We start from the raw sequence: 24,489 nt of genomic DNA on the forward strand, positions 1-24,489 counted from the left end.
GAGGTGGCTCGGGATCAGGGGGTGGTGGTGGAAAGGCCTATCCCGCGCGGATCGCTAGCCGCTTCGACGCTGCCCTTGTCCTTGTGCCACAGCAGCACCTGCTGGTTGCCATAACCGTGTTTGACGGGTTTCAGCACATAGCCGCGTGCCTGTAGCTGGGCAATCTGTTCGGTGCTGAAGGCCGCCTGTTCGTGCTCGACCACGTCCGGCAGGTACTGGTGGTGATAGCGCGGCGTTGTCGGCCACTGCGCCACCGGCTCGCCGTCCAGGTAGTCGAGGATGGCCAGCAGGATCACGCTCGGAATACGGCTGCCGCCCGGCGTGCCGAAGCTGGCGAACTCATCCGTGCTTTCGATAAAGGTCGGGCTCATGCTCGACAGCGGGCGCTTGCCGCCGGCGATGGCATTGGCCGGTGCGCCGCTGAGGCCGTAGACGTTGCTGCCCTGCAGGTCGGCGGCGAAGTCGTCCATCTCGTTGTTCAGCAGGACGCCGGTGCCGGGCACGGTGAAGGCCGCGCCAAACGGCAGGTTGATCGACAGGGTGGCGGCCACGGCATTGCCGTCCCGGTCGAGCACGGTGAAGTGGGTGGTGTGGTCGCCTTCGCGCCAAGGTGCTGCCGGTGGCAGGCTGGCGCTGGGTGTCGCTCGCTGTGGGTCGATGCTGCGTGCCTGGTTGCGCAGGTAGCTGTCGCTGAGCAGCCGCTCCAGGGGATTGCGCACGTGGTCCGGGTCGCCAAGCAGGCCGCGATCGCGGTAGGCGCGGCGTAGTGCCTCGATCACATAGTGGCTGCGCTGGAGCGGCTCGGCCTGCTGCCAGGGCAGGTCCTGCAGCATGGCCAGGCTCTGCGCCAGGGCGACGCCGCCGGCAGAGGGCGGCGGCGCGCTGATCAGCTCGCGGCCATCGGCGAGCGCAACGCGCAGGGGCTGGCGCTCCACCACGCGGTACTCGGCAAGATCACGCTCGCTCCAGATACCGCCGGCGGCGTTTACGCCCCGGATCAGTTGCCGGGCCGTTTCGCCCGCATAGAAGCCGGCATGCCCATCCCGCGCCAGGCGTTCGAGGGTGACGGCCAGCTCTGGCTGACGCAGCAGGCCCAGTTCTTCCGGTACCTTGCCCTGGTCGAGAAACAGCCGGGCGCTTTCCCTGTCCTTGAGCAATGCCTTGAGACGGAACGCCGCGCGCTCGCGGTAGAGGCGGTCGATCGACACACCGTCGCAGGCCAGGCGGATGGCCGGTGCCAGCGAGTCGCGCAACGGTAGCTTGCCGTAGCGTTCGGCCAGGAGCACGAGGGCGGCAGGCAGGCCGGGAATACCGGCAGCCAGGGCGCCATCGAGCGAGAGCTCGCGCTGCACCTGGCCGTTGCGCCGGTACATCTCGGCAGTGGCGGCCAGTGGCGCGCGTTCCCGGGCATCGAGAAAACGGTAGGTCGTGGGTTCGCCTGATTGGCGCAGCAGGAAGAAACCACCCCCGCCGAGCCCGGAGCCGTAGGGCTCGACCACCGCCAGCGCGGCGCTGATGGCGACCGCCGCATCGAAGGCATTGCCGCCCAGGGCCAGGGTTTCCAGGCCGGCGACCGTGGCCGCCGGGTGGGCCGTGGCCACTGCTGCCTGCTCCGGACGCGGGCTGGCCTGCACCGCCAGCGCACAGGCCAGCAGCAGGGAAACGAACAGTCGAGGTAGCAGGCTCATAGGCAACGGTCTTGAGTGGGGGCCATCGGGCTCACTCAGTATGGACGGTCAAGCCTTGCCGGTGATCTTCAGGTATTTCTGCATCAGTTCGTCCTTGCTCTCGACGCGGGCATCGTCAAGGGGGATGCAGTCCACCGGGCAGACCTGCTGGCATTGCGGCTCGTCATAATGGCCGACGCACTCGGTGCACAGGTTGGGGTCGATCACGTAGATCTCCTCACCCTGCGAGATGGCAGCGTTCGGGCATTCAGGCTCGCAGACGTCGCAGTTGATGCAGTCGTCGGTGATTTTCAGGGACATGGAACAACTCCTGCCGTACCGCTGGGTACGACACTTTCAGGCGTGTAGGCGAATTGTGCCGGATTGTCCTGGCAGGCGCCATGCGCGGACACGGCCGATACCGTGTCCGGACAGGCGCGGGGCTTAGCGCTTGAAACGTTCGGCCAGGGCTGCAGCCACCGCAGGATGGACGAATTTGTTGATATCGCCGCCCAGCGCAGCGATTTCGCGCACCAGCGTGGACGAGATGAACGAGTACTTTTCCGACGGAGTGAGGAACAGGCTTTCCACATCCGGAGCCAGTTGGCGATTCATGTTGGCCAGCTGGAATTCGTATTCGAAGTCGGAGACCGCACGCAGGCCACGCAACAGGATATTGGCGCCCTGCTCCTTGACGAAATGCGCGAGCAGTGTGGAAAAACCGACCACTTCGACATTGGGCAGGTGAGCGGTGACTTCACGGGCCAGCTCGACGCGTTGCTCCAGCGGGAACAGCGGGTTCTTCTTCGGGCTGGCAGCCACGGCAATGACCACTTGATCGAACACGCGCGCGGCCCGTTCGACCAGATCGCCGTGGCCTTTGGTGATGGGGTCGAAGGTGCCGGGGTATAACACTCGATTCATCGGGACGTCCTGGCAGGTCGAAAGGGAGTCGGATGGTAGCGCAGCGATTCCCGGCGGCCAAGTCGGGGACGTGCAGTCATGTTTTGACGCGGGCGATGCAATACAGCACCAGGGCAAGCAGCAGGCAGGCCAGCGCGCCCCAGTCGGCGATCACCACGCGCTGCAGCGCTTCGTTGTGGCCGGGGCTGAGCCGGGCCAGGATGAGGAAGCTCACGACGCTGATCAACCCACCCAGCAGGGCAATGGGCTGCAGCGGCGGATGGAAGGCTGCGTAGAGCAGCAGCGCGCCGAGCAGGCCGAATAGCACGGCGCGGCTGCGCATCAGGATGAGCAGGTTGGGCTCGTCGAACGTCATACCGTAGAGAGTCGCCAGCCGATCCGCCCCGAGCACGCCGCTCAGTGGTAGCAGGTGGATGATGCCGGCGAAGATCAGCAGCACGGAAACAGCTTTGCTCATCATGATCCTCACCCTGTGATGGTGTATTCAGCCTCCTGATGAAGGCCGTCAGAGTCCGCAACATGCTGCACGTCTGTATGGCGACAGGTGTGTTCGCGAGGCTGCCTCATAAAGACCCTAGCAGACTGCTGGAAGCGTAAGCCGCGACCGCATGGAGGCAGGACGCCAGAGTCGAGGCAGGCCAGACCGATGGCGGCTCCGCAAATGGGCCTCTTTGAGGCAATGACGGACACTGCAACTGGTGGGCTGAAGCCCACCCTACAAGTCTTGCACCCCGCGTAGGGTGGGCTTCAGCCCACCAACCGGCGCGTCATGAAATGCAAAGGCTGAATGTTCGCCATTGCCTCGATCCGGCCATCCATGTTGGAACGCTAAAGACCTAGCCTGCGCCCAGGCGTTCGGCGAGCGCTGTGGCCAGTTTGGCGGTCAGGCCGTATACCGACAGCTGCGGGTTGGCGCCGATGCTGGTGGGGAACAGCGAGCCGTCGTGGATCGACAGGTTCTCCAGTTGATGGTGACGGCCCAGGCTGTCGGTCACCGCCTGCTTCGGGTCTTCGCCCATGGCGCAGCCGCCCATCACATGGGCGCTGCCCAGGCGGGTGCGGTACAGCGCCAGGTCGAGGCGGTCGATCAGTTCGCGGGCGGCTTGCGGCGTGGTCACGTAGTCGGCGTCGGCATGCAGCGGCAGGACTGCCTTGGCGCCGGCGGCGAACTGAATGTCGGCCATGCTGTGAAAGGCCCGGCGCAGCCCTTCCCAGGTGTAGTCGGTCATGCGGTAGTCGAGCACGGGCGAGCCGTCGCCACGCAGCTCCACCGTGCCTTCGGCGCTCTGCGGGTGGAAGCCGTCGCGCATCAGCGCCAGCATCACGTTGGTATGGGGCAGTTGCTCCATGCGCAGGGCATTGTCGATGCCGAAGCGGCCGAGCAGGGTGGACGCCAGCGCCGGTTGCAATGGAGGCACCTCCAGCTTGTAGGCCATGCGTCCGGCGGCGCCGTCGAGCCACTGGAAGTGATCGGAATAGACCGACTGCGGCGCACCGTAGAACGGGTTGATGACCTGCTCGAACTGCGCGGCAGAGAAGTTGACCAGGTGCAGGAAGGTACGCTTGCCGACCCGCTGGTGCGGGTCCGGTGTCTTGGAACGCAGCAGCAGGCCAGGGCTGTTGATGCCGCCGCCAGCCAGCACGTAGTGGCGCGCCTTGACCATGATGCGCCGGCCGTTGGGCGCTACGCTGCGGGCGTCCATGCCCACGCATTCCAGGCCGCTGATGTGTTCGCCGTTGTGCACCAGGCGTTCGGCCCGGGCCAGGTATAGCAGTGCGCCGCCTTTCTCCAGGGTGGCGGGAATGGTGGTGACCAGCATCGATTGCTTGGCGTTCACCGGGCAGCCCATGCCGCAATAGCCGAGGTTCCAGCAGCCACGCACGTTGCGCGGAATCACGTGCCAGCTGTAGCCGAGTTTCTCGCAGCCGGCACTGATCACGGCATTGTTCGGGTTGGGCGGCATGATCCACGGGGCAATGCCGAGGCGCTCTTCCATGCGCGCGAACCAGGGGGCCATCTCGGCCACGCCATGGCCTTTGACGCCGTGCTCGCGCGCCCAGTGTTCCAGGGTCGGCTCCGGGGTGCGGAAGCTGGAGGTCCAGTTCACCAGCGTGGTGCCGCCAACCGCGCGGCCCTGCATGATGGTGATGGCGCCGTCCTTGCTCATGCGGCCGATGCCTTCCTGATACAGCTCGGGGTAGGCATCGGCTTCCTGCATCTTGAAGTCGTCGCTGGTCTTCAGCGGGCCTTCTTCGATCAGCAATACGCGCAGGCCGGCAGCGCTGAGGATTTCGGCGGTGGTGCCGCCGCCGGCGCCGCTGCCGACAATCGCCACGTCGGCTTCGAGCAGCAGGTCTTTTTCCAGGCGCGAGCCATCGTAGGTGGTCCAGCCACGGGCCAGGCCTTCACGGAACATGTCAGGTACAGGCATTTGTCAGGCTCTCATTCTTGTAATTGTGCACAGGGCCAAGGCCGTGCGAGCTAGAGCCAGGCTGGGCGCAAGAGCGCGAGGATAGGGAATTTACGCGTTGTAAATGACCTGCCCGAGCGCACTTGCAACAACGCCTGGCCGACGCGCAGCCGGACTCAGATACGCGGTGGGCCGGGGTAGCCGCAGTGCGCCCAGGACTGCGGCTGGGCATACCAGGCCATCATCACCAGTTGCAGCAGCGAGGCATGCCCCATGCGCAGCAGGCTGAGCGAACTGTTCTGCCAGCGCTGCAGGAAGTGCTGGATGTCCGCCGGGCTGGCGTTCTCCCAGGCCCCCCAGATACCCGTCAGCGGGCCACGGGTCAGGCCCATGGCGAGTACGTCGAACAGTTGCACGGTGAGCTTGAGCAGCTCCGGGGACAGGTGCTGCAGGTTGTGGTCGACTCCGTGCAGCGCGGCGCTGACGGCGTCGCCCATAGCGGCGGGCGGTACGGCGCCTTCCAGCAGCACGGGGATCAAGGCGCGCAGCATCGGCAGGTCGTTCTGGCGCAGCACGGCAAAGCCGGCCGCTGGTACTTCGCTGGAGCAGCCGCTGAGGGTGGCGGTCACGCCGGCGGTAGCCAGGAAGGCCGAGCCGAGCAGGCCGATCTTCAGCAGACCCCGGCGCGACAGCTGCTCAGGGGCAAGGGTGGTGTCTGTCATTGTTATTGTCACCTGAAGGCAGTGCGGGTCAGCGGATAAACAGTTTGTGGATCAGTTTCTGAATGCCTGTGCCATACGGCGGGTAGATGAACTTGGCCGCATTGAAGCGCTGTTTGATGAACACGCCCTTGGCCTTGCTGAAGGTGAGGAAGCCTTCGTGGCCGTGGTAATGGCCCATGCCCGATGGGCCGATGCCGCCGAACGGCATGTCGTCCTGGGCCACGTGCAGCAGGGTGTCGTTGATGCACACGCCGCCCGAGTGGGTTTCATGCAGCACGCGCTGCTGCTCGGCCTTGTCGTAGCCGAAGTAATACAGCGCCAGCGGCCGTGGCCGGTCGTTGATATAGGTGAAGGCGTCTTCGAGGCGCTGATAGGGGATGACCGGCAGCAGCGGGCCGAAGATCTCTTCCTGCATCAGCTTCATGTCGTCACTGGTGTTCAGTACCAGCGTCTGCGCCAGGCGCCGGTCCTGGTTCTGCGGGTACAGCGGCAGCAGCGTCGCGCCCTTGCTCTGGGCGTCGTCGAGGTAGCCTTGCAGGCGGTTCAACTGGCGCTCGTTGACGATGGCGGTGTAGTCGGGGTTGTCCGTCAGGCTCGGGTAGAAGCGCTGCACTGTGCTGCGGTAGGCCTCGACGAATTCGTCGACGCGCGCGGCGGGCACCAGCACATAGTCAGGGGCCACGCAGGTCTGCCCGGCGTTCATGGTCTTGCCGAAGGCGATGCGCTCGGCGGCGTCGCCCATGGGCACGTCGGCCGAGACGATGGCGGGCGACTTGCCGCCCAGCTCCAGGGTTACCGGGGTCAGGTTGTCGGCGGCGGCGCGCATCACGTGACGGCCGATGCTGGTGGCGCCGGTGAACAGCAGGTGGTCGAAAGGCAGCCGGGAGAAGGCCTGGCCCACATCGGCTTCACCGAGCACGACGCTGACCAGATCCTCGGGGAAGATCCGCGCCAGCAGGTCCTTGACCCGTTGCGAGGTGGCCGGTGTCGACTCGCTCATCTTGATCATCGCCCGGTTGCCGGCGGCCAGCGCGCCGATCAGCGGACCGAAGGCCAGGTACAGCGGGTAGTTCCACGGCACGATGATGCCGACCACCCCCAGCGGTTGGTACACCACCCGTGCACTGGCCGGCTGGAAGGCGGCGCCGACGCTACGGCGCGAGGGCTTCATCCACTTCTTGATGCGCTTGGTGGCGTAATCGATGCCGTGCAGGCTGGGCATGATCTCGGCCAACAGGGTTTCATCCGCCGAACGGTTGCTGAAATCACTGGAGACTGCCGCGACCAGCGTCTGTTTTTCGCTGAGGATCAACTCGCGCAGCGCCTTGAGCCAGGCAATCCGCTGCTCGGCGGCTGGCATGGGATTGCTGCGAAAGGCTGCGCGCTGGGTCGCCAGCAAGGGCTCCAGGCCAAGTATGTGCTGTTGGTTCTGCTGCAGGCGGTCAAGCAGGGGAGCGGCGATGTCGGCAACCATGGCGCGAAGTCCTTTGGATTCAGGCGTGTGAATACGCGAGAAGATTTTTAGAGTAATTGCTCTAATATGTCAAACTATGCGCTGCCGGGTCGTCACGACGGGCGTTTTCCCTGTAGGTTTGCTTCTTTTATCGATCTTCGAACCGACCCATGGCCCCGAAAAACAAGACCCGCGAACGCATCATCGAAGCCAGCCTGGCGCTATTCAACGCCCAGGGCGAGCGCAACGTGACCACCAATCACCTGGCTGCGCACCTGGGGATTTCGCCGGGCAACCTGTACTACCACTTCCGCAATAAGCAGGCGATCATCGCCGAACTGTTCGCTCAGTACGCCGAACGTGTAGACATGTTCCTGCGTTTGCCGCAAGGCCGTGCGATGACGGTGGACGACAAGACCTTCTACCTGGAGGCGCTGCTGGCCTCGATGTGGCACTACCGCTTTCTGCACCGCGATCTCGAGCACCTGCTGGAGAGCGACGCGGAGCTAGCCGGGCATTACCGTAAATTTGCCCTGCACTGCCTGGAGAGTGGCCAGCGTGTCTATCAGGGCTTCGTCGATGCCGGCATCCTGGCGATGACGCCAGCGCAGCTTGAAGCGCTGGCGCTGAACAGCTGGATCATCCTGACGTCCTGGGTGCGTTTCCTGTGCACCATCCGCAGCGATGCCAATGACCTCAGCGAGGAACACATGCGGCGGGGGATCTATCAGGTGCTGGCGCTGGAGCAGGGGCACCTGAGTGAACAGGCGCGCGAGGCGGTGGAAGCACTCAATCGCAAATTACATGTGCCGCTGGAGCGGATTATCTGATAAGAGGTATTCAGTAAAAAAGTAACCTCCTTCAACTAACACCTGTAGACGCTGCGTCAACGTGAACACTGTGCTGGCCAAGGTTGATACTTAAAATCAGAACAAGTCTGAACACTTTGCCGGGTAAATTGATACAGCTGGCGCGGGGGCTTCGGGATTGGCAGTACTCCACGGTACCAAGTGCGGCAGTAGCAGACAAAGATTTTGCCAGCTAGCCCTAGAGCGTCTAGAAGCTGGCCTTTAGATGACTGAACAGCTACACGACAGGTCGCGGCCGACTGGATCTAGTTTTGGTGTGGGAGCGGCGCAATCCATCTGCCCTAACCAGAGCGCGCAGAAGTCGGCTATCTGCGATGAATAGTGAGTTATATAACGGGGTAGATGGCCTTAAGCACAATGAGTATAAGGGGAGAGAAATAAATCGCACTCCCCCTTTTGTTGAGTAGCCATCCAGCTCTCTACTTTGATGCTAAGTGTCTTTCTGCCTTGCGGATATTTCTTTGTGCTAATTGATAAATATATTCCTCGTCTTTTGATATTTTCTTATAGATTCTTATGGCCTCTTTGTATCTTTCCAGATCAAAAAGTGCATTGCCATAATTGTAAGTCAAAGAGGCATTTTTTGGTGCCATCTGGAGCCCCTCCTTCAAATAGAACGCAGCCTTTTCAATGTCGCCAATACAGAAATAACAATTGGCAAGCGCACATATTGCTTGAATGTCTTCTTTGCGAGCCTCAATGGAATTTTTGAAGGCGTGAATGGCGAGGTCATATTTTTCTTTCTTATAGAAAATATCCCCAACAATATACCATGCATGATTTTCATCATTACGGTACGGCTCGCGTATTACCCCACGCTCAGAGTTATAAACTATATCAAGAGCCCGAGAAAAATCTTTCTCTTTGAGTAGAGTGTGGATTTCCAGGAACGGATCTTTCATAGCCATCTCCAGCACACTAGCAACTTGTCGGCAAGTCATACGGCCAAGCAGGATTGCACAAAGTTGGATCAATCAAGCACGGATTAAGCATAAACGGGATTGGCACTCTAATTCTAAGCCCGCCTTTGGGGCGTCTAGAGTGCTCCTCACCTTCTGGGTGACCTACGTTTCGCTCCCTCTCACCTGTTGGTCTTCTTTCGTCTGCGCCTTTCCGTTTATTTGGATTCTCAGGCTTCTCATATTTATCCTTTGCCAAGCCAGAAATGTCATAAAAATTTACTGGGTTATTTGTCGTGTACACATATAGCTGGTTAAGTAGTGCTGTATTTTTATCTATTGATGAAACTAGCCCTAAATTCTCTGCAATTTGTAGTGATGGATCATCCATGTCATAGGTCAATCCAATGGGGTCGCTCTCGACATACCGCCCAGTCTGCGGGTCGTAATCGCGGAAGTAGTTGTAAACTAATTCTCTTTAACACCCCTGGTCACACTGCCTCTGCTCTCCCGCCAACAGCGGCCGCAACTGACCGCCGGCACCGCCATAAGGTTGACTGCACAATCCATCGCCATTAGCCTTGGCACCAAGAATAACCCCCACGCCTCGGGCGGGACTCGTCCCGTACTGCGCACCAGGGGGTTAGTTTTTTCTGCCCCCCCCCCCCAGCACGTACTTCCAGTGCTTGCACTGCGCTAAATTCATCAGCGCTCTCAAAAGACAAAGCCATACGCCAAGGCATGGGCATCACCGGACGTGTGGGGCTATGCAGTCCTGACTTCGTCCAGTAGCTCGGGGTGGCGATCAAGCACCTTGAGCAATTTCACCAGAGCCAGCGGCGGCTTGGTTTTACCGTTCTCGTAGCGCGAGAACGCATTGACGCCACCGCCGAAAATCTCGGCCGCTTCACGCTGGTCAAGGGCGAGCTTCTTGCGGACGCTGGTGATAAAGCCCGGATCGACAATCGAAGCATTCACCTGCTTGTTAAATCCCAGCATCGCCGTGCTGACGCGGGCCGACTCACCGGCATCAAGAACCACTTCGCCACAGGCCGGGCAGAAGTCGCCGGTTACTGCCGGAATGGTGGTCGATTCGCTCTTGTAGGTGTACGGCATATCGCGGGTGTCATGCACCAGCTCCGCCGCTGCGCAAGATGGACATTTCATGTTCATAGCTCCTTGAAGGACACGATGAGCACATCATCAATGACCGTGAGTTTCAGATAGACCTCTCCGGCCTCCGTGTTAGTCCGGTACACGTCTTGCCAGACCGTATGATCGGCGTGCGTGGTCATGCTTTTGTAGAAGTCTGCCGGGACCAGCGTCATGACAACACCGACGATCCCCTCAAAGTCGAACCCCAACGCCGCCCCGCCAGCCAGGGCGGACATGGTTGAGCGCACTTTCCTTGCTTCGACCAAGGCTTTCACGACTGACAGCTTGCAGTGTGGGGTTCTTTTTTCCATACAGCTCACGCTAACCTACTAGGTTATATTTGGCAACTTGGTTAATCGCCTCTGGGTACGATTTTTCGGGCTCTACGGGCTCGCCCAAGCCTCTTTCCTCGGCCGGAGTCCTGCGCTGCCGGATGCGTCCTGCTCTGCCGGATGCGTCCTGCTGTAGACACCTTGCAGATCCGTGATGGTGACGTGGGTGTAGATCTGGGTGCTTTCGATGCACCGGTGCCCCAGCATTTCCTGCACATAACGGATGTCCGCCCCATTGCGCAGCATGTGTGTCGCTGTTGCGTGACGAAGCGCGTGGCAGGAACCACTTTTGCCTATCCCGGAACGCCGGATGTACCCACCAACAAGCGTCGTTAGCTTACTTTTCTGGATGCGCTTGCCGGTTATGCCCAAAAAGAGCGCTTCACCGCTGGCCATTGTCGCCAGGCTGCCTCGAACCTCGTTCAGGTACTGCTCAACCCGGTCGAGTGACTGCTGTGCAATGGGAACACGCCGATCCAGGCCACCTTTACCTTTGCGCACGGTAACGACCTTCTGCTTGAAATCCACATCTCGGATATCCAAACCGGCCAGTTCTGCTCGACGTATTCCTGTGGCGTAGTAAACCTCCAAGATGGCGCGGTCCCGCAATCCCATACGACCTTTCGTGAGCGTCTGGTGCAGGATCGGGTCTATCTCATCTTCGTCAGGAATCTGCTTGGGTATCTTGCGATTAACCTTGGGCAGCGGAAACTTGGAGTAGTCGTCCGAAAGCACAATGCCGTAGTAATGCAAACGCTTGAGCAGGCCTGTCACGGCCATCAATCGCATGCGCTGCGTCGAGAGCTCCAAGGGGGTATTGTCACGATGCTTGCGGTACCGGTACACGTATTTGCGGTAGCGCTCCAAGAGCGCCAGATCAACCTGTGTCACCTCGCTGATGCCTTGCTGCTCACTCCAATGCACGAACATCTGCAGCAGCGCTGCCTTAGTGTTGGCCGTTGCATCACTTTGCCCGAGCGCTAGGCAATCCTCGATGTAAAAGGGCACGCACGCTAGCAGGCTGGTCGAATAAGTCTCAGCAGCCATGATCACCTCCCGTGCTTTCCGGCAACGCCAAGGCGTTCTTGAGGACTTGCGAAAGAGCCTTATCAGGATCGCTAACCGTCGAGACAAAGCGGTTGCCATCCAAGCCCTGGGGATACAAAACCAAGCGCACTTCGATGCCGCTGTCAGCAAGCAGATGGGCGATCCGATGCACCTCATCCAGCTCGGGACGGGAAGTACCGAAGGCGATGTAGATCAGCCTGACCAGGCTGCTCTGCAGGATGCTCAGGTGCTCTTCGTCGAAGCCAGCAAAACCCATGATGGCGGCCACGTTGGTATATCCGTGACACCACCAGGTCAGCGCTTCCACTGGGCTTTTGCAGAGAATCAACTCGGGAAATTCGAACAACGCCTTCTGGTTGAAAAAACCGCTGTGCTCCAGATGCCAGTGCACGTGATAAGCCGAGTGCGCGGTTAGCTTGGGCGTGATCCGACGCCCATAGCACCCCAGGATCTTTCCGTCCTGATTGAGCATCGGAAACACCAGCGCACCACGAAACAGCTCGTGCCCAGAGCCCCTCAGCAGACCGACACGCATCAGCGCACCTCTGACCGTCTCTTCCTCCAGGAGGCTCAGCTTGCGTAGCTGCCCCCCCAGGGATCGATCCGCCAAGCCAAGCCGGAACTGCGCCAGAAGATCAGGTTGGTAGATACCTCGGTCCTGCAGATAGGCCAAGGCCTTTGTGTGGCTGAGTATTCGCATTGGTTCCGACATCAATTCGCATGCCTAACCGACACTGATTCGCACGCAAAACCGACACAACACGGTTCTTCAAAACCGACAGTCATTCGCGCCCGTCGACACCTATTCGCATCCTCCGACAGCCATTCGCACGCCCCGACACCTATTCGCATCCCTCCGACACCTATTCGCACACGCCGACAGTTCGCTTTGCCGACGCCCGGAGATATCCAGTCACTGACTCGCAGTTCCAAATGGCCTCTCGCTGATGACTGCTGCCGGCCCAGGCTGTGTAAAAACGTTTTCAAGCGCAGCAAAGGCCAAAAGTCGGGCTGAAAAATGCGTTTCTACGCGAAATCCATATCTGCTGAACCACCGATAAATTTCAGATTTCGCGTAGATGCGCGCACTTCAGTTTTAGCTCAGCGTTTTTACACACTCTGGGCCAGAAGCGGTCATTGTGTGTCTATGAGAGCCGGGCCGATTCAGACCGTATCCAACTTTCCGGCCCCCACACCTGTAGGCGCTGCCCCAACGTGAACACCCTGCTGGCCCAACGTGATACTTAAAACCGAAAAAGTCTGAACGCCCTGCTGCGTAAAGTGATACAGCAGTTGTTTATAAGTTTGAGGATTTACCGAGTCTGGAGCGTAGAGCGAGCCCGGTATTGTTAGTCTGCGCGGAGCTGCGAATGTATATCGAGAATATGCAGGGGTTACGGTGATCGCCGCGAGTGTTGCACAGAAAATTTGTCGATGAAGAGCTACGGCCTAGCTAAGCCGTAGCCTTCCTCATGACAGACAATGATCAACTCTACCTAGACTGTCCTCTTAGGAAGAATCAGAAGCCGCTTTCCCAGAAAGTTTTATCGAGGTTGTACGGGTCGATATAGAAGCCATCTGGATAGTCTTTAAAACCTGAGGTTTCTGAAATTGCAGATTTGGCTTTCTCCGCTAACTCAAGCGATGAATAAATGCCAATTATCTTCACATCCTCGCCATCTTGGCGCTCAGCGGTATGTTGTAAAAGATAGACAATCATAATTCACCATTCACTCAAAGGATCTATCGCCATATTTTCTGATTTTATTGTGCTCAGAACCGGGACCCGTTGGGTATTTTGCACCTGGATATTTATCACCCAGGAGTCTGTCAGCAAAGTCTTTGCCTGATTCCCCTTTGTATGGACGTTCTCCTTTCGCCCAGCTTGGCACATCCTTAGCTCCATCTTTTCCAGAGGTCCCTGCTTTCGGCTTTTTCTTTTCTCTTTCGCCTGAGTTGTCTTCAGAGTAATACGGATCAGGGGATCCATTATCAGACCAACCACCAGGCGGGCAAATCTTCGGTAGAGTACAAGCCTCGGGATTAATTAGGCAGTAAAATGATCCCGCGGCTGCCGCACAAGCAGCAGGGTATCGCATACAAAATAATACTGCCGCCCCCCCCGCTCCAGCCAATGCATTTTCTCCAGTTGGGTCTACATAACTAAGCGGATTCCCCTCCACATACCCGTAAGTATTCAGCCCGCCGTTAAGCCCAATCGGATCGCTTTCGACATACCGCCCCGTCTCGGGGTCGTAATCGCGGAAGTAGTTGTAATGCAGCCCTGTTTCCTGATCGTAATACTGACCTGGGAGGCGCAGGTTGATAGTTAGACTACCTGTAGCGTGGCCAACCCCAAAGGCATCGGAGAACCAGCCCCAGACGGGTTGCTGATTGTGATTCGTGGCAACTCGTGGCGTTCCCAAATGATCCGTGTGCAGGAGGAAGGGTTCGCTCGAAGTGATATCGCCGTTGGTCCCATAGCGAACGGTAAACCCGGCGATGGGGAGGTTGTCTAGCCAGATATAGACCTGGCTACTCTGGCGCTGGCCTGTCGTGTTGTAAAACGTCTCATCCAGCAGTTGGCCTTCTCTGCCATACAGAAAAACGGTGGTGCCGCTGGAGGTGATCTTGTGAGTACGCTGGCCCAAGGCGTTGTAGCCGTACTCTGCAATGGTGACACCTGAGGCTTTCACTCGTGAAAGCCGATTATGTTCATCGTATTCGAACTGCCGGTTGGGGCGGTCTTTAGTCAAGTTACCTGCGGCGTCACTGTCTACTGCTACGCCATTGAGCTGCGTGAGCCGGTTACTGTTGGTCGCATAGCCAAGGGTGGTATTGGTGCTTGGCTGTGGGCTGCCATTGACGATAGGAGTCGCTGTTTTGCCAATGCGGTTCCCGACGGCGTCATAGCTATAACTCTGATGCAGGTCAGCTTGCTGTTCTGAGGTCAGTCGATCCAGAACGTCATAGCTATAGGTGATGTTGCCGAACAGGCTGCTTTGCAGCGTTTCGATATTGCTGTTGGCGTCATAGCCATAGATATTCCTCCACGTGTCAATCTGCTGATGGGTCAGGCGATAATCCTGGTCGTAGGCTCTCGACAGGCTCAAACCGTTGGCCCAGGTCAGACTCGTTAACGGACCAAAAGGCAGGTACTGAATCTGGCTGGCAATGGCACTGGGTGTGCCATCGCCAATCTGCATCAGAACCTGATTCACCTGACCTGCACCATTGCGGGCATACAAGACGCTGAAGCCCACGGAGTAGCTGGTTTTGGTTAACTGATTGGCACCGTCGTATTCGTAGGCCAGGCCGTCATAGCGATCCGTACCTGCCACGCTTACCGAACGAAGTTGCCCACTGAGATTGCCTCGGGCGTCGTAGTAGTAACCGAGTATGCCGCTGGCGTCCTGAATGGCCGTCAAACGCCCCACGCCATGATTACCATCAGCTGTCATGTCGTAGTGGTACTGCACATTCAAGGCAGGTTTGGCCGGATATTGGCGGGAGATCTGGCGGTTCAATGCGTCATAGGCATAAAGGGTCACTACACCCCGGGCATCGGTCTTGCTGATGATGTTTCCCGCCGCATCATGGGTGTAAGTCGTTGTTCCGCTGTCGGGGCTGATCACCTTGGTCAGGTTACCCAAGCCGTCGTACTGGTATTGGGTGGTTACGTTACGCGGATCACGGACCTGGGTGAGGTTGTCCTGCGCGTCATAGGCCAGGCCAGTTACACCATTGAGCGGATCGACACTGGAGACCAGTCGATCAAGGGCGTCGTAACTCTTGGTGGTGCTGTGCTGCTTAGGTGTGGTGCTGACAATGGGGTTGTCATTGAGGTCATAGCCATAGCGTGCAGTTTGGCCAGCGGCACCGATTGAGCGCAACAATCGCCCCAACTCGTCATACACCCAGGTCTGTTGCTGAGTCAGGCTACTGGACGCGTCCTTGAGACGTTGGGCCGTGCGGTTACCCATGGCGTCGTAGTCATATTCGACGCGCTCACCCAGGTTGTTGGTGATGACCGTCAGGCGTCGTGCGTCACTCCAGGTGTATTGCAGCCAACTTCCGTCGCCACGGGTGACTTTCGTGATCTGACCAATAGCGTCGTGTTCGAAGCTTGTAGTGCTACCGGCTGTGCTCACTGAGGCCAGCCAACCCTGGGGCGCATAGGTCAGGCTGGTAGTTACCCCATTGGCATCGACAACGGTTTGGGGGTTGCCGAAGTTGTCGAAGTTGGACAACTGAGTGACATGTCCCAGAGCGTTGGTCACGCTGGTCAAGTGACCTTGAGCATCATAGGCATAGGTGGTGATGTCAGAGACATCGGTGCGTGGCCCGTTAGCGGTTTCGATCAGGCCAAGGCTGTTGTAGGTGTAGCTCCAGCTACGCTGGGCGGCCTGAACAGAGCCCGCTGCCGTTAAAACGGCTAGCGACAGCAGGCAGGTATAGCGCAACGCATTTTTCATAATCAGATCCTTCTGAAATCAGAGCGAGTCGGTGGTCTGGCTAATCTGCCGTCCCTGATTGTCGTATTGATAGTGAGTGGTGCGGCCAGCCTCTGTCACCGTCAAAGGTAGGAAGAGCGTCGGATGCCACGTCGTGGTGGTGGTCCGTGCCTGAGGTGTGCCGGCTGCTTCTGTGCGTGATACCTCAAGGCCACGGTCGTTGTAATCGTAGGTAGTGAGAATGCCCTTGTTATCGGTCTTAGTCTTGAGTAGGCCGCGGTTGTCGTAGGTAAAGCTGGAGTTGCTATTGGGGCAGTTGGGGGAGGGCTCACCCTCAATAGCAACAATGCGTCTTATGCCCTGAATGGTTTCGAAGCGATAGGTGGCTTTTTTACCCAGTTCATTGGTGACGGTAGTTGATCCATCGGTGTTGTAAGTCAGGGTGACTTTATCGGCGCCATCTGCATGCTCACTGGAGATGGCGCGATCCTGATCGTCGTAAGCCCACGTTGCGTAGCGCACGCCGCGTTCGTCGGTAATTCCGGTTAGAAGATTGGGCTTGCTGGGGACTTCGTAATGATATTCGCGTACTTGGGTTTGCCCGTTTGTTGTTTTTGACGCTGTGATTAACTGATTGTGACTGTTGAAAGAATAGTTGATCAATACGTTGTCGGAAGTAAGTGATAGGGCGTGGCCGCTAGCACTTATTCCCACATTCATGCTATTTCCAAAGGAGTCTGTTACTAGGATAGCTCCACTAGAGCTAGTAATATTTTGCGAAGAAATGCGATTTGCTACTTTTAAGAGTCTTCCGTTGGGGTCGAAGTGGTATGTGTTATTGTTGTTGTCGTGATATAGCCAATTGGTTCCGGATTTTTCTAGATATCCTAGTTCCTCTTCGGGGGAAATTGGTTCGAAATTTTCTATTCTAAAGTATATTTCCCTTCCATCATTTCTTGTTAGAGTTATAAAGTTTGAGCTTATGCTAAGCGTTGTGGAGTAGTTGTGTCGCCAGATACCGTCACTGCTGTTGTAAGTGAGGGAGAAAAATAGAGCTCCTTTGTTATAGTGATTTTCCTGTTGAATTTTATTTCCTGTAGTTAGATTTATCGGATTTCCGATGGTTGCTTTTGGTGCGTTTTTTGATGATGCATTACATGTTTTTTGCTCGTCATCTGGTACCCCTTTGTTAGCAGCGCTAGTGCACTCGCCGGTTGTAAGGTCAGTGAGGCAGGGAAATACCTTGTGATATGAAACTCGCCATGGAGATATGTAGCTTGGGTTTATGTATTCACATCGAGCACCTCGGATATTTTCCGGGATTACAGTGTACTGTCCATATTTGTCAATAAAACCTAAAAAGACACCTTGGAATAAGTTGTTGCAGTGAGTTGAAGGGCTTGAAACAAATTGCCCACCTGCCGGTTGTTGGCCAAAGAAAGTGATTTCCCAAGTGCTAGCAGAAAGGCAGTGTTGGCTTGCAAATATGGTAGTTAGTGAAAGTAGGATTAAGGATGGAATGTTATGAGGTTTTTTTACTGGCTTAGAGCGTTTCTCTGAAAAAACACTGTTTGAGTTTGCAGGCTTTATATTCATTTTTCAGGTCCGTCTGAGATAAATTCTATAGATTTTCGCTAGGGGTATAGCGATTGCGGGGGCTACAGCATGACACTACTAGTTTACGCATCGTAATCTCAAGCACCTGTTGAAGTGTCGGTGTTGTGGAGCATTGTCGCAATTTACTGTGCACCATTCGCAGCGATGCCAATGACCTCAGCGAGGAACACATGCGACGGGGGATTTATCAGGTGCTGGCGCTGGAGCAGGGGCACCTGAGTGAACAGGCGCGCGAGGCGGTGGAAGCACTCAATCGCAAATTACATGTGCCGCTGGAGCGAATCGTCTGATGGCGGGGTGAGAGGTCAGTGCGACTCGTGAGAGGCGCGCACGCTTTCCTGCTTCAGGCGCTCCAGCAGCTCGGCCCGGCGTGACTCCAAATGAGCGCGCGTGGTTGGGTCCTGTACCCGATCAATCAGGGAGGACAGCGCCTCCAATGTGCGCCAACCCAATGCCCGAACGTGGGCGCTTCTATCGCTGACTTCCTTATCCATGACCTTCTCCTGTGTTGCTGGGCGAGTTCCAAGTGGCTCTGGAGCATTGGAGTGCAGTTAAGACAAAATCTTCGAGAAATGAAAGCAACTATTCCATAGAATAGTTAACTGAAAGTTAAATATGCAATGGAAGCGACTTTAGTTTTGCTTCCATGACTGAAAAAACAGAGTTCGCCGACCGTTTGCGCGCTGCCATGCTGGCAGCGGGCTACCCTGATCGTCCTGCCGTGCTGGAGCGCGAATTCAATTCCCGTTACTGGGGGCGTTCGGTGACCTTTCAGGCGGTCTCCCGCTGGCTACGTGGCCAGTCGATTCCCTCCCAGGAAAAACTGCTGGTGCTGGCCGAGTGGCTGCAGATGGAGCCCCAGGCGCTGCGGTACGGAGAGCAGGCGGTGGGCCGTATCCGGGAGAGCCGGGCACGTTGGGAGGACGCCAGTCATTACCAGGAACGGGCCACCTTCGAGGCCTTCCTGGCCCTGCCTCAGGCCGAGCGCAAGATCGTGCGCGAGGTCATTCTAGCCTTCGCCAAAGCGACCCGTACCGACACTGGCAGCAAGTGAAACATGTGTTTCAGTACGGCTGACCGAGGCCGGTTAGCCACTGCGGAATGCGTGTTTCCAGGTAATAGTCCGTTCGTCGCATGGAACCGCCAATGAAACCGACATGCCCTCCGCGAGCGTGCAGTTCCAGTTGCGTGCTGGCCGATAGCTCATCGGGTTCCGGCACGCTGTGGGGGAACACGAACGGATCGTCGTTGGCCTGGATGATCAGTGTCGGCGTGCGAATCTCGCCCAGGTAGTAACGGCTGGAGGCACGGCGGTAGTAGTCGTCGGCATCGGCATAGCCATGCAGCGGCGCGGTGAAGCGGCCGTCGAAATCCCAGAAGGTCCGCATGCCCTCCAGTGAGCCGAGGCTTTCGAGTGCGGCCAGGCGGTCGACATGGCCGTTGTGGGCGAAGCTGCGCTGCTTGTCGCGCACGTAGGCAATCAGGGCGCGCATGAAGTGCGCCTGGTAGACCTTGGAGAAGCCGCGGTCGATGCGCTCGGCGCAGTGATCCAGACGGAACGGCACGGACACCGCCACCGCGCCCCGCAACCCCGATTCCTCTCCTGTTTCGCCCAGGTACTTGAGCAGCACATTGCCGCCCAGCGAATAGCCGACCGCATGCAGTGGCGCGAGCGGGCGTTTGGCCTGCAGGTGGCGAATCACATGCAGCACATCTTCGCTGACGCCGGAGTGATAACCGCGCGGCAGCAAGTTGGGCTCGCCGGAGCAGCCGCGCCAGTTGAGGGCCACGCTGGCCCAGCCCTGTGCCTCCAGGCGTTGCTGCAGGCCGAGAATATAGTGCGAGCTGGATGAGCCGGTCAGGCCGTGCAGCAGCAGGACCAGTGGCGCCGTCGCATCGTGCGGACCGTGCCAGTCCAGGTCGAGAAAGTCGCCATCTTCCAGCCACAGGCGTTCGCGCTGGCGTTCGAGGTGTGGCGTGCGGCGACACAGCGAGCCCCACAGCGTCTGCAGGTGAGGGTTGCGCAGCAAACGGGCGGGCGAGAAGGGGCGTTGAGCGGTGGTCATGAGGCGGTCAGCAGGCATGGGTAAAAGAACGCAGCATACCCGATGGTCGTGGCAAGGGATGAGTCTCCAGCCTGCGACGATAGCCGGATGTTCTGGGTGCCGGCGGTGCTGTTACGCAGCGTTTTCCGGGCTGTCATGACGGTAGGCTGTCGGCTTTTTCACCCAGGCGGAACTGGCGGGGCGTGATGCCTTTCCAGCGACGGAAGGCGTGGATGAAGTTCGACATCTCGCCATAGCCCAGGCGCTCGGCGATCTCCTCCAGGCGGATGCCGCTGGTGCGCAGCAGTTCCTCGGCAAGGGATTGGCGCACTTCATCCAGCAACGCGCGAAAGCTGGTGCCCTGTTCATCCAGGCGGCGGCGCAAGGTGCGTTGACTCATGTGCAGTTCATCGGCGACCTGAGCCATGTCCGGCAACTGACCGGGGCGGCTGAGCAAACGGTCGCGGATCTGCCCGGCGATGCCTGAGCACACCCGGCGCCGCGCGAGCAAGGCCTGGCATTGTTCTTCGCAGTGCCGGGCCAGTTGCGGGTTGGCGCCCGGCAGCGGCTGGTCGAGCACGCTGCCGTCGAAAACGAAGCGGTTGTCCGGCTGGTTGAACAGCGGCTGCACGCCCAGCTCGGCGACATACAGGCTGATGTCATCCGGCGGTGGGCCGCGAAAGCAGGCCCGGCGTAGTGCTATCCGTGCGTTGCTCAGACCGTCGAGGCTGGCCAGCAAACCGCCGAGGTCGCGCTCCAGCACGAAGCGGCGGATATCTGCCGGTACCGCGCTGTCGTCCAGCAGCAGATGCGCTTCGGCGCCGACTTCCTCCAGGTGCATGGCGTGGAAGGTGTAGGTCAGGTCGAGATAGCGCAGGCCCAGGCTGGCGGCGCTACGCAGGGTCGGGCTACTGAGCAGGGCGAAGCTCCAGATGCCATAGGTCGTCAGTTGGTAGCGCAGACCGATGGCCAGGCCGATCCCCGGACGTTCGGTGAAGGCATTGTGCAGATTGCGCAGCAGGGCCAGTTCCTGAGCAGCGTCGATTTCCGCGCCCGGGTTGGCGACCAGGGCGAAATCCAGCCCGGTATCTGCCAGGCAACGTTCCAGGCTCAGCCCGTGGTCGAGGCCGAACTGGATGAGCAGTTGCACGCTGATGGCACTGCGACGGGTAGACGAGGCGGAAGCGGTCATGGGCTTTGGCCGAAAGTCACAATTTAATGACCGACTATGCCATAACCGCAGTGCTTGGCGAGGGCTAGGATGAAGCGTCGGGCATCGACTCTGCCCGTGATGACTGACAAGGCGGCGCCTGCCTCGATGCCGGGCGCTGCACACGGGAGATAACAATGAACAATAATTCCCGGTCGGCCGCGCCGTTGCGCGTGCTGATCATTGGCGCCGGGTTTGCCGGCATCGGCCTGGCGATCAAGCTGCGCCAGGCCGGTATCGAGGATTTTCTGATCCTCGAAAAGGCCGACGAGGTGGGGGGCTGCTGGCGCGAGAACCACTATCCGGGCGCGGCCTGCGATGTGCCCTCGCACCTGTATTCCTACTCCTTCGAGCCCAACCCGCACTGGTCGCGCAAGTTCGCGCCGCAGGCGGAGATCTTCGCTTACCTGCGCCACTGCGCGGACAAGTACGGGATCAGGCCGTTCATCCGCTTCGGCCGTGAAGTGAGCGAAGCCCGCTTCGATGCGGCCAGCGGGCAGTGGCAGGTTCGTGATGCCCAGGGCGAGACCTACCAGGCGCAGGCGCTGATCAGCGCCACTGGCCAGCTCAGTCGCCCGCAGTACCCGCGCCTGCCGGGGCTCGAGACCTTCGCCGGCCCGGCCTTCCATTCGGCGCACTGGCGCGATGACCTCGACCTGCGCGGCAAGCGGGTGGCGGTGATCGGCACCGGCGCCAGCGCGATCCAGTTCGTGCCGCAGATCGCCCCGCAGGTCGAACACCTGAGCCTGTTCCAGCGCAGCGCTGCCTACGTGCTACCCAAACCGGACCGGGCCTACGCGGATTGGGAGCGGCGCCTGAAGGCACGCTTTCCGCTGCTGCAGCGGCTCGATCGCGCCATCCAGTACGTGCACCACGAGTCGCGCCTGCTGGGCTTTGCCGTGGTGCCCGCATTGATGAAACTGATGCGCTTGCGCACGGCCTATCACCTGCGTCGCAGCATCGACGACGCCGACCTGCGCAAGCGCCTGCAACCGGGCTACCCGATGGGCTGCAAGCGCATCCTGATCAGCAATGACTACTACCCGGCCCTGCGCCGTGACAACGTCGCGGTGGTCAACACGCCGATCCGCGAGGTGGTCGCCAACGGTATCGTCACCACGGACGGCCACCTGCACGAGGTGGATGCGCTGATCTACGGCACCGGGTTCGCCGCCACCGATTTTCTCGCGCCGATGGCCATCACCGGTCTCGACGGGCGCGAACTGAACGCGGCCTGGCGTGAGGGCGCGCAGGCCTACAAGGGCATCAGTGTCAGCGGTTTTCCCAACCTGTTCATCCTCTACGGGCCGAACACCAACCTGGGCCATAACTCCATCGTCTACATGCTGGAAAGCCAGTTCCCCTACGTGATGGCCTGCCTGCAGCGGCTGCAGAGTGACGACTTGCGCTACCTCGACGTGAAGGCGCCGGTACAACAGGCCTACGACCAGCACGTGCAACAGGCGCTGCGCCATACCGTCTGGGAGAAAGGCTGCGACAGCTGGTACAAGACCGCCGCCGGGCGCAACACCAACAACTGGCCGGGGTTCACCTTCCGCTATCGCCAACAGACCCGCGCACCGGAGTTCGCCGACTATGACCTCGTCCGTTGAGCGTGAGCAGCGCCTGCTGCGTGGCCTGTTGCGCGGCACGTTGCGCTTGCTGTTCAGCGGGTTGATCCGGCCGCCGATGCCGATTGCCGGGCAACGCTTGCTGCTGCGGGCGTTGAGTGTGGCGACCCGCTTGCCGCAAGGGATTCATCGCAGCCACGCGACACTGGGCGGCGTGCCTTGTGAGTGGCAACGGCCGGCTGGGGAGAGTGGTCGGGTGCTGCTCTACCTGCATGGGGGTGCCTACCTGATCGGCTCGCCGGCCACGTACCGGGCGATCACCGCCGGCCTGGCGAAGCACTGTGATGCGGCGGTGTGTGTGCCGGACTATCGCCTGGCGCCTGAGCATCCTTATCCGGCGGCGCTGGAGGATGCGCTGTCCGTGTATGCGGCACTGCTCGATCACGGCATTGCCGCTCGCGACATCGTGCTGGTCGGCGACTCGGCGGGCGGCAATCTGCTGTTGAGTGCGGCGCTGGCCCTGCCTGCCCGTGGTCTGCCCGTACCGGCGGCGCTGGTGACGTTCTCACCCTGGACCGACATGAGTCTGACCCACATGCATCACCCCCCTGCCGGCGACCCATTGCTCACGCGAGCCTGGATCAATCAGGCGGTCGAGCTGTTCTGTCCTGCCGGCTTGGCGCCGGCATCGGCCCAGGTATCGCCAGTCAATGCCGACCTGACGGGATTGCCGCGCCTGCTGATCCAGGTAGGCGAGGACGAGTTGCTGCTCAACGACAGCCTGCGCCTGGCCGAGCGGGCCCGTGCCGCAGGCGTGGCGGTAACGCTGCAGCGCTACCCCGGCTGCTGGCATGTGTTCCAGAGCCACGCCGGGGTGCTCGACGTGGCCGACCGCGCGCTGCAAGAGGTGGCGCGCTTTATCGATCAACCCGGAGACACCCCATGCCCACTATCCTGATTACCGGCGCGGCGTCCGGCATTGGTGCCGCCAGTGCGCGGCTGTTCCACGCCCAGGGCTGGACGGTCGGCCTGTTGGATATGAACGAAGCGGCGCTGCACGACCTGGCGCAGGCGCTGGGTGGCGCCTGGCAGCGCACGCTGGACGTGACTGATGCTGCCGCCGTGCAGGCGACCATCGCGGCCTTCGCCGAGGCCAACGAGGGCCAACTGCGTCTGTTGTTCAACTGTGCGGGCATCCTGCGCTTCGGCCACTTCGAGACGATCAGCCTGGAGGAGCATGCGCGGATCATCGCGATCAACGTGCAGGGCGTGCTCAATTGCAGCTACGCCGCCTTCCCTTATCTGCGCAAGACGCCGGGGGCGCAGATTCTCAATATGGGCTCGGCCTCCGGCCTGTATGGTGTGCCACACATGGCCAGCTACTCGGCATCGAAGTTCGCCGTGCGTGGGCTGACCGAGGCGCTGGAGCTGGAGTGGCGCTCCTACGGTATTCGTGTGGCCGACCTGATGCCGCCGTTCGTGGGCACGCCGATGGTGGCCAGCCAGACCTTCACGCCGCCGATCCTCAAGCGCCTGGGCGTTAACCTGAAGGCCGAGCATATTGCCCGGGCCGCGTTCGACCAGGCACGACGCGCTGGCGTGCACCGGCCGATCAGCGCGATGTTCAAGGCCATGTACTGGTCGGCCCAGCTGTCCACGCCGGGGCTGAATCGGTTGGTGATGCGGTGGCTGAGTCGGGATTGAGAGGGAAGACGAATCGCGGACATGGGCTGGGCGTGCCCGCCCGACCACATCGGGTATGTGGTTCCACACCAGGGGGGCTGTTGGCTTTTCGATATGGATGGCCGGATCGAGGCAGTTGTGGACACCGGAATTGGTGGGCTAAAGCCCACCCTACAAAAGCCGGGCCATGCGTAGGGTGGGCTTCAGCCCACCAACCGGTGCGTATGAAAGGCAGAGTCGAACGTCCGCCATTGCCTCAAAGAGACGCTGGATTGGGACTATATGCCATTACGACTCAATGAGTTAAAGCGGACCGTCGACGGCCTCTAGGGTCACGGCACGAATCCAATGTCGGTCGAACGGCTTCTCGTGGGATGGGGCGGGCAGGTAGGTCGCGCTGCACCGGCAA

General features: G+C 59.6%; 23 protein-coding genes. 5 read left to right on the forward strand and 18 right to left on the reverse strand.

What is annotated here, in order from left to right:
• Nucleotides 1–14: 14 nt before the first annotated feature.
• From ggt to ACWPW0_RS01565, 7 genes are all read right to left on the reverse strand, one after another.
• Entirely contained in the window at nt 15–1,688 is a 1,674-nt protein-coding gene (ggt, locus tag ACWPW0_RS01535; RefSeq protein WP_454254218.1) for a gamma-glutamyltransferase, read from the reverse strand.
• Nucleotides 1,689–1,736: 48 nt separating this feature from the next.
• Complete coding sequence (locus ACWPW0_RS01540) at nt 1,737–1,988, reverse strand: YfhL family 4Fe-4S dicluster ferredoxin (protein ID WP_447588335.1); 252 nt, start codon at nt 1,986–1,988, stop codon at nt 1,737–1,739.
• Between the two features lie 123 nt (nt 1,989–2,111).
• On the reverse strand, nt 2,112–2,591 hold the full coding sequence (gene coaD, locus ACWPW0_RS01545; RefSeq protein ID WP_447588337.1) for a pantetheine-phosphate adenylyltransferase: 480 nt from the start codon (nt 2,589–2,591) through the stop codon (nt 2,112–2,114).
• 76 nt (nt 2,592–2,667) lie between these two features.
• On the reverse strand, nt 2,668–3,051 hold the full coding sequence (locus ACWPW0_RS01550; protein WP_454254219.1) for a phosphopantetheine adenylyltransferase: 384 nt from the start codon (nt 3,049–3,051) through the stop codon (nt 2,668–2,670).
• A 376-nt stretch (nt 3,052–3,427) separates the two neighbouring features.
• Nucleotides 3,428–5,023: a GMC family oxidoreductase N-terminal domain-containing protein gene (locus ACWPW0_RS01555; RefSeq protein WP_447588340.1), complete on the reverse strand. Its 1,596-nt coding sequence runs from the start codon at nt 5,021–5,023 to the stop codon at nt 3,428–3,430.
• A gap of 155 nt (nt 5,024–5,178) precedes the next feature.
• The gene (locus tag ACWPW0_RS01560; protein WP_454254220.1) at nt 5,179–5,724 is read right to left on the reverse strand and encodes a twin-arginine translocation pathway signal protein; all 546 of its coding nucleotides are present in this window, start codon (nt 5,722–5,724) and stop codon (nt 5,179–5,181) included.
• A gap of 28 nt (nt 5,725–5,752) precedes the next feature.
• A complete protein-coding gene (locus ACWPW0_RS01565) occupies nt 5,753–7,198 on the reverse strand; it encodes a coniferyl aldehyde dehydrogenase (RefSeq protein ID WP_454254221.1) in 1,446 nt (481 codons plus the stop codon).
• Between the two features lie 149 nt (nt 7,199–7,347).
• Between ACWPW0_RS01565 and ACWPW0_RS01570 the strand changes: the two genes are divergently transcribed.
• A complete protein-coding gene (locus ACWPW0_RS01570) occupies nt 7,348–8,007 on the forward strand; it encodes a TetR/AcrR family transcriptional regulator (RefSeq protein WP_454254222.1) in 660 nt (219 codons plus the stop codon).
• 458 nt (nt 8,008–8,465) lie between these two features.
• On the opposite strand, the gene ACWPW0_RS01575 is transcribed toward ACWPW0_RS01570, so the two are convergent.
• The 9 genes from ACWPW0_RS01575 to ACWPW0_RS01615 all read right to left on the reverse strand — a co-directional run bounded on the left by ACWPW0_RS01575 (nt 8,466) and on the right by ACWPW0_RS01615 (nt 18,065).
• Nucleotides 8,466–8,948, reverse strand: coding sequence for a tetratricopeptide repeat protein (locus ACWPW0_RS01575; protein WP_454254223.1), 483 nt, complete (start codon nt 8,946–8,948; stop codon nt 8,466–8,468).
• A gap of 762 nt (nt 8,949–9,710) precedes the next feature.
• Entirely contained in the window at nt 9,711–10,112 is a 402-nt protein-coding gene (locus ACWPW0_RS01580) for a type II toxin-antitoxin system MqsA family antitoxin (protein ID WP_454254224.1), read from the reverse strand.
• A 2-nt stretch (nt 10,113–10,114) separates the two neighbouring features.
• Nucleotides 10,115–10,411 carry a type II toxin-antitoxin system MqsR family toxin gene (locus ACWPW0_RS01585; RefSeq protein ID WP_454254225.1) on the reverse strand — a complete coding sequence of 99 codons (297 nt, stop codon included), beginning with the start codon at nt 10,409–10,411 and terminating at the stop codon, nt 10,115–10,117.
• A 72-nt stretch (nt 10,412–10,483) separates the two neighbouring features.
• Nucleotides 10,484–11,479, reverse strand: a complete 996-nt coding sequence (locus ACWPW0_RS01590) for a tyrosine-type recombinase/integrase (RefSeq protein ID WP_454254226.1) — start codon at nt 11,477–11,479, stop codon at nt 10,484–10,486.
• Nucleotides 11,469–12,173 carry a hypothetical protein gene (locus tag ACWPW0_RS01595; RefSeq protein ID WP_454254227.1) on the reverse strand — a complete coding sequence of 235 codons (705 nt, stop codon included), beginning with the start codon at nt 12,171–12,173 and terminating at the stop codon, nt 11,469–11,471. The genes ACWPW0_RS01590 and ACWPW0_RS01595 overlap by 11 nt, the downstream gene beginning before the upstream one ends.
• 846 nt (nt 12,174–13,019) lie before the next feature.
• Nucleotides 13,020–13,220, reverse strand: a complete 201-nt coding sequence (locus ACWPW0_RS01600) for a DUF7336 domain-containing protein (RefSeq protein ID WP_454254228.1) — start codon at nt 13,218–13,220, stop codon at nt 13,020–13,022.
• A gap of 10 nt (nt 13,221–13,230) precedes the next feature.
• Nucleotides 13,231–15,975 (reverse strand): RHS repeat-associated core domain-containing protein, encoded by a 2,745-nt coding sequence (locus tag ACWPW0_RS01605; RefSeq protein WP_454254229.1) that lies wholly within the window; start codon nt 15,973–15,975, stop codon nt 13,231–13,233.
• A gap of 18 nt (nt 15,976–15,993) precedes the next feature.
• A complete protein-coding gene (locus ACWPW0_RS01610; RefSeq protein ID WP_454254230.1) occupies nt 15,994–17,550 on the reverse strand; it encodes a DUF6531 domain-containing protein in 1,557 nt (518 codons plus the stop codon).
• A gap of 326 nt (nt 17,551–17,876) precedes the next feature.
• A complete protein-coding gene (locus ACWPW0_RS01615) occupies nt 17,877–18,065 on the reverse strand; it encodes a hypothetical protein (protein ID WP_447588345.1) in 189 nt (62 codons plus the stop codon).
• Between the two features lie 152 nt (nt 18,066–18,217).
• On the opposite strand from ACWPW0_RS01615, the gene ACWPW0_RS01620 reads away from it, so the two are divergent.
• Nucleotides 18,218–18,625, forward strand: a complete 408-nt coding sequence (locus tag ACWPW0_RS01620; protein WP_447588346.1) for a transcriptional regulator — start codon at nt 18,218–18,220, stop codon at nt 18,623–18,625.
• Between the two features lie 10 nt (nt 18,626–18,635).
• Here ACWPW0_RS01620 and ACWPW0_RS01625 read toward each other — a convergent pair whose 3' ends face one another.
• Both ACWPW0_RS01625 and ACWPW0_RS01630 read right to left on the reverse strand, forming a co-directional pair.
• Nucleotides 18,636–19,637, reverse strand: coding sequence for a hydrolase (locus tag ACWPW0_RS01625; protein ID WP_454254231.1), 1,002 nt, complete (start codon nt 19,635–19,637; stop codon nt 18,636–18,638).
• Between the two features lie 133 nt (nt 19,638–19,770).
• Entirely contained in the window at nt 19,771–20,808 is a 1,038-nt protein-coding gene (locus ACWPW0_RS01630) for an AraC family transcriptional regulator (protein WP_454254232.1), read from the reverse strand.
• Between the two features lie 155 nt (nt 20,809–20,963).
• On the opposite strand from ACWPW0_RS01630, the gene ACWPW0_RS01635 reads away from it, so the two are divergent.
• From ACWPW0_RS01635 to ACWPW0_RS01645, 3 genes are read left to right on the forward strand one after another with little or no spacing between them, the layout of a single operon-like run.
• Nucleotides 20,964–22,439 (forward strand): flavin-containing monooxygenase, encoded by a 1,476-nt coding sequence (locus ACWPW0_RS01635; RefSeq protein ID WP_454254233.1) that lies wholly within the window; start codon nt 20,964–20,966, stop codon nt 22,437–22,439.
• Nucleotides 22,423–23,355: an alpha/beta hydrolase gene (locus tag ACWPW0_RS01640; RefSeq protein WP_454254234.1), complete on the forward strand. Its 933-nt coding sequence runs from the start codon at nt 22,423–22,425 to the stop codon at nt 23,353–23,355. The genes ACWPW0_RS01635 and ACWPW0_RS01640 overlap by 17 nt, the downstream gene beginning before the upstream one ends.
• The gene (locus ACWPW0_RS01645) at nt 23,340–24,101 is read left to right on the forward strand and encodes an SDR family oxidoreductase (RefSeq protein ID WP_454254235.1); all 762 of its coding nucleotides are present in this window, start codon (nt 23,340–23,342) and stop codon (nt 24,099–24,101) included. The genes ACWPW0_RS01640 and ACWPW0_RS01645 overlap by 16 nt, the downstream gene beginning before the upstream one ends.
• The last annotated feature ends 388 nt before the right edge of the window (nt 24,102–24,489 follow it).

This window comes from Pseudomonas sp. Marseille-Q8238 (assembly GCF_965111915.1).

Bases quoted from the DNA above. Each gene is read 5' to 3' on its own strand.
- ACWPW0_RS01580 (WP_454254224.1), bottom strand. From the start codon at position 10,112: ATGAAATGTCCATCTTGCGCAGCGGCGGAGCTGGTGCATGACACCCGC.
- ACWPW0_RS01550 (WP_454254219.1), bottom strand. From the start codon at position 3,051: ATGATGAGCAAAGCTGTTTCCGTGCTGCTGATCTTCGCCGGCATCATC.
- ACWPW0_RS01540 (WP_447588335.1), bottom strand. From the start codon at position 1,988: ATGTCCCTGAAAATCACCGACGACTGCATCAACTGCGACGTCTGCGAG.
- ACWPW0_RS01610 (WP_454254230.1), bottom strand. From the start codon at position 17,550: ATGAATATAAAGCCTGCAAACTCAAACAGTGTTTTTTCAGAGAAACGC.
- coaD (WP_447588337.1), bottom strand. From the start codon at position 2,591: ATGAATCGAGTGTTATACCCCGGCACCTTCGACCCCATCACCAAAGGC.
- ACWPW0_RS01575 (WP_454254223.1), bottom strand. From the start codon at position 8,948: ATGAAAGATCCGTTCCTGGAAATCCACACTCTACTCAAAGAGAAAGAT.
- ACWPW0_RS01570 (WP_454254222.1), top strand. From the start codon at position 7,348: ATGGCCCCGAAAAACAAGACCCGCGAACGCATCATCGAAGCCAGCCTG.
- ACWPW0_RS01560 (WP_454254220.1), bottom strand. From the start codon at position 5,724: ATGACAGACACCACCCTTGCCCCTGAGCAGCTGTCGCGCCGGGGTCTG.
- ggt (WP_454254218.1), bottom strand. From the start codon at position 1,688: ATGAGCCTGCTACCTCGACTGTTCGTTTCCCTGCTGCTGGCCTGTGCG.
- ACWPW0_RS01565 (WP_454254221.1), bottom strand. From the start codon at position 7,198: ATGGTTGCCGACATCGCCGCTCCCCTGCTTGACCGCCTGCAGCAGAAC.
- ACWPW0_RS01620 (WP_447588346.1), top strand. From the start codon at position 18,218: ATGACTGAAAAAACAGAGTTCGCCGACCGTTTGCGCGCTGCCATGCTG.
- ACWPW0_RS01555 (WP_447588340.1), bottom strand. From the start codon at position 5,023: ATGCCTGTACCTGACATGTTCCGTGAAGGCCTGGCCCGTGGCTGGACC.
- ACWPW0_RS01600 (WP_454254228.1), bottom strand. From the start codon at position 13,220: ATGATTGTCTATCTTTTACAACATACCGCTGAGCGCCAAGATGGCGAG.
- ACWPW0_RS01640 (WP_454254234.1), top strand. From the start codon at position 22,423: ATGACCTCGTCCGTTGAGCGTGAGCAGCGCCTGCTGCGTGGCCTGTTG.
- ACWPW0_RS01635 (WP_454254233.1), top strand. From the start codon at position 20,964: ATGAACAATAATTCCCGGTCGGCCGCGCCGTTGCGCGTGCTGATCATT.
- ACWPW0_RS01615 (WP_447588345.1), bottom strand. From the start codon at position 18,065: ATGGATAAGGAAGTCAGCGATAGAAGCGCCCACGTTCGGGCATTGGGT.
- ACWPW0_RS01605 (WP_454254229.1), bottom strand. From the start codon at position 15,975: ATGAAAAATGCGTTGCGCTATACCTGCCTGCTGTCGCTAGCCGTTTTA.
- ACWPW0_RS01590 (WP_454254226.1), bottom strand. From the start codon at position 11,479: ATGGCTGCTGAGACTTATTCGACCAGCCTGCTAGCGTGCGTGCCCTTT.
- ACWPW0_RS01630 (WP_454254232.1), bottom strand. From the start codon at position 20,808: ATGACCGCTTCCGCCTCGTCTACCCGTCGCAGTGCCATCAGCGTGCAA.
- ACWPW0_RS01585 (WP_454254225.1), bottom strand. From the start codon at position 10,411: ATGGAAAAAAGAACCCCACACTGCAAGCTGTCAGTCGTGAAAGCCTTG.
- ACWPW0_RS01645 (WP_454254235.1), top strand. From the start codon at position 23,340: ATGCCCACTATCCTGATTACCGGCGCGGCGTCCGGCATTGGTGCCGCC.
- ACWPW0_RS01625 (WP_454254231.1), bottom strand. From the start codon at position 19,637: ATGACCACCGCTCAACGCCCCTTCTCGCCCGCCCGTTTGCTGCGCAAC.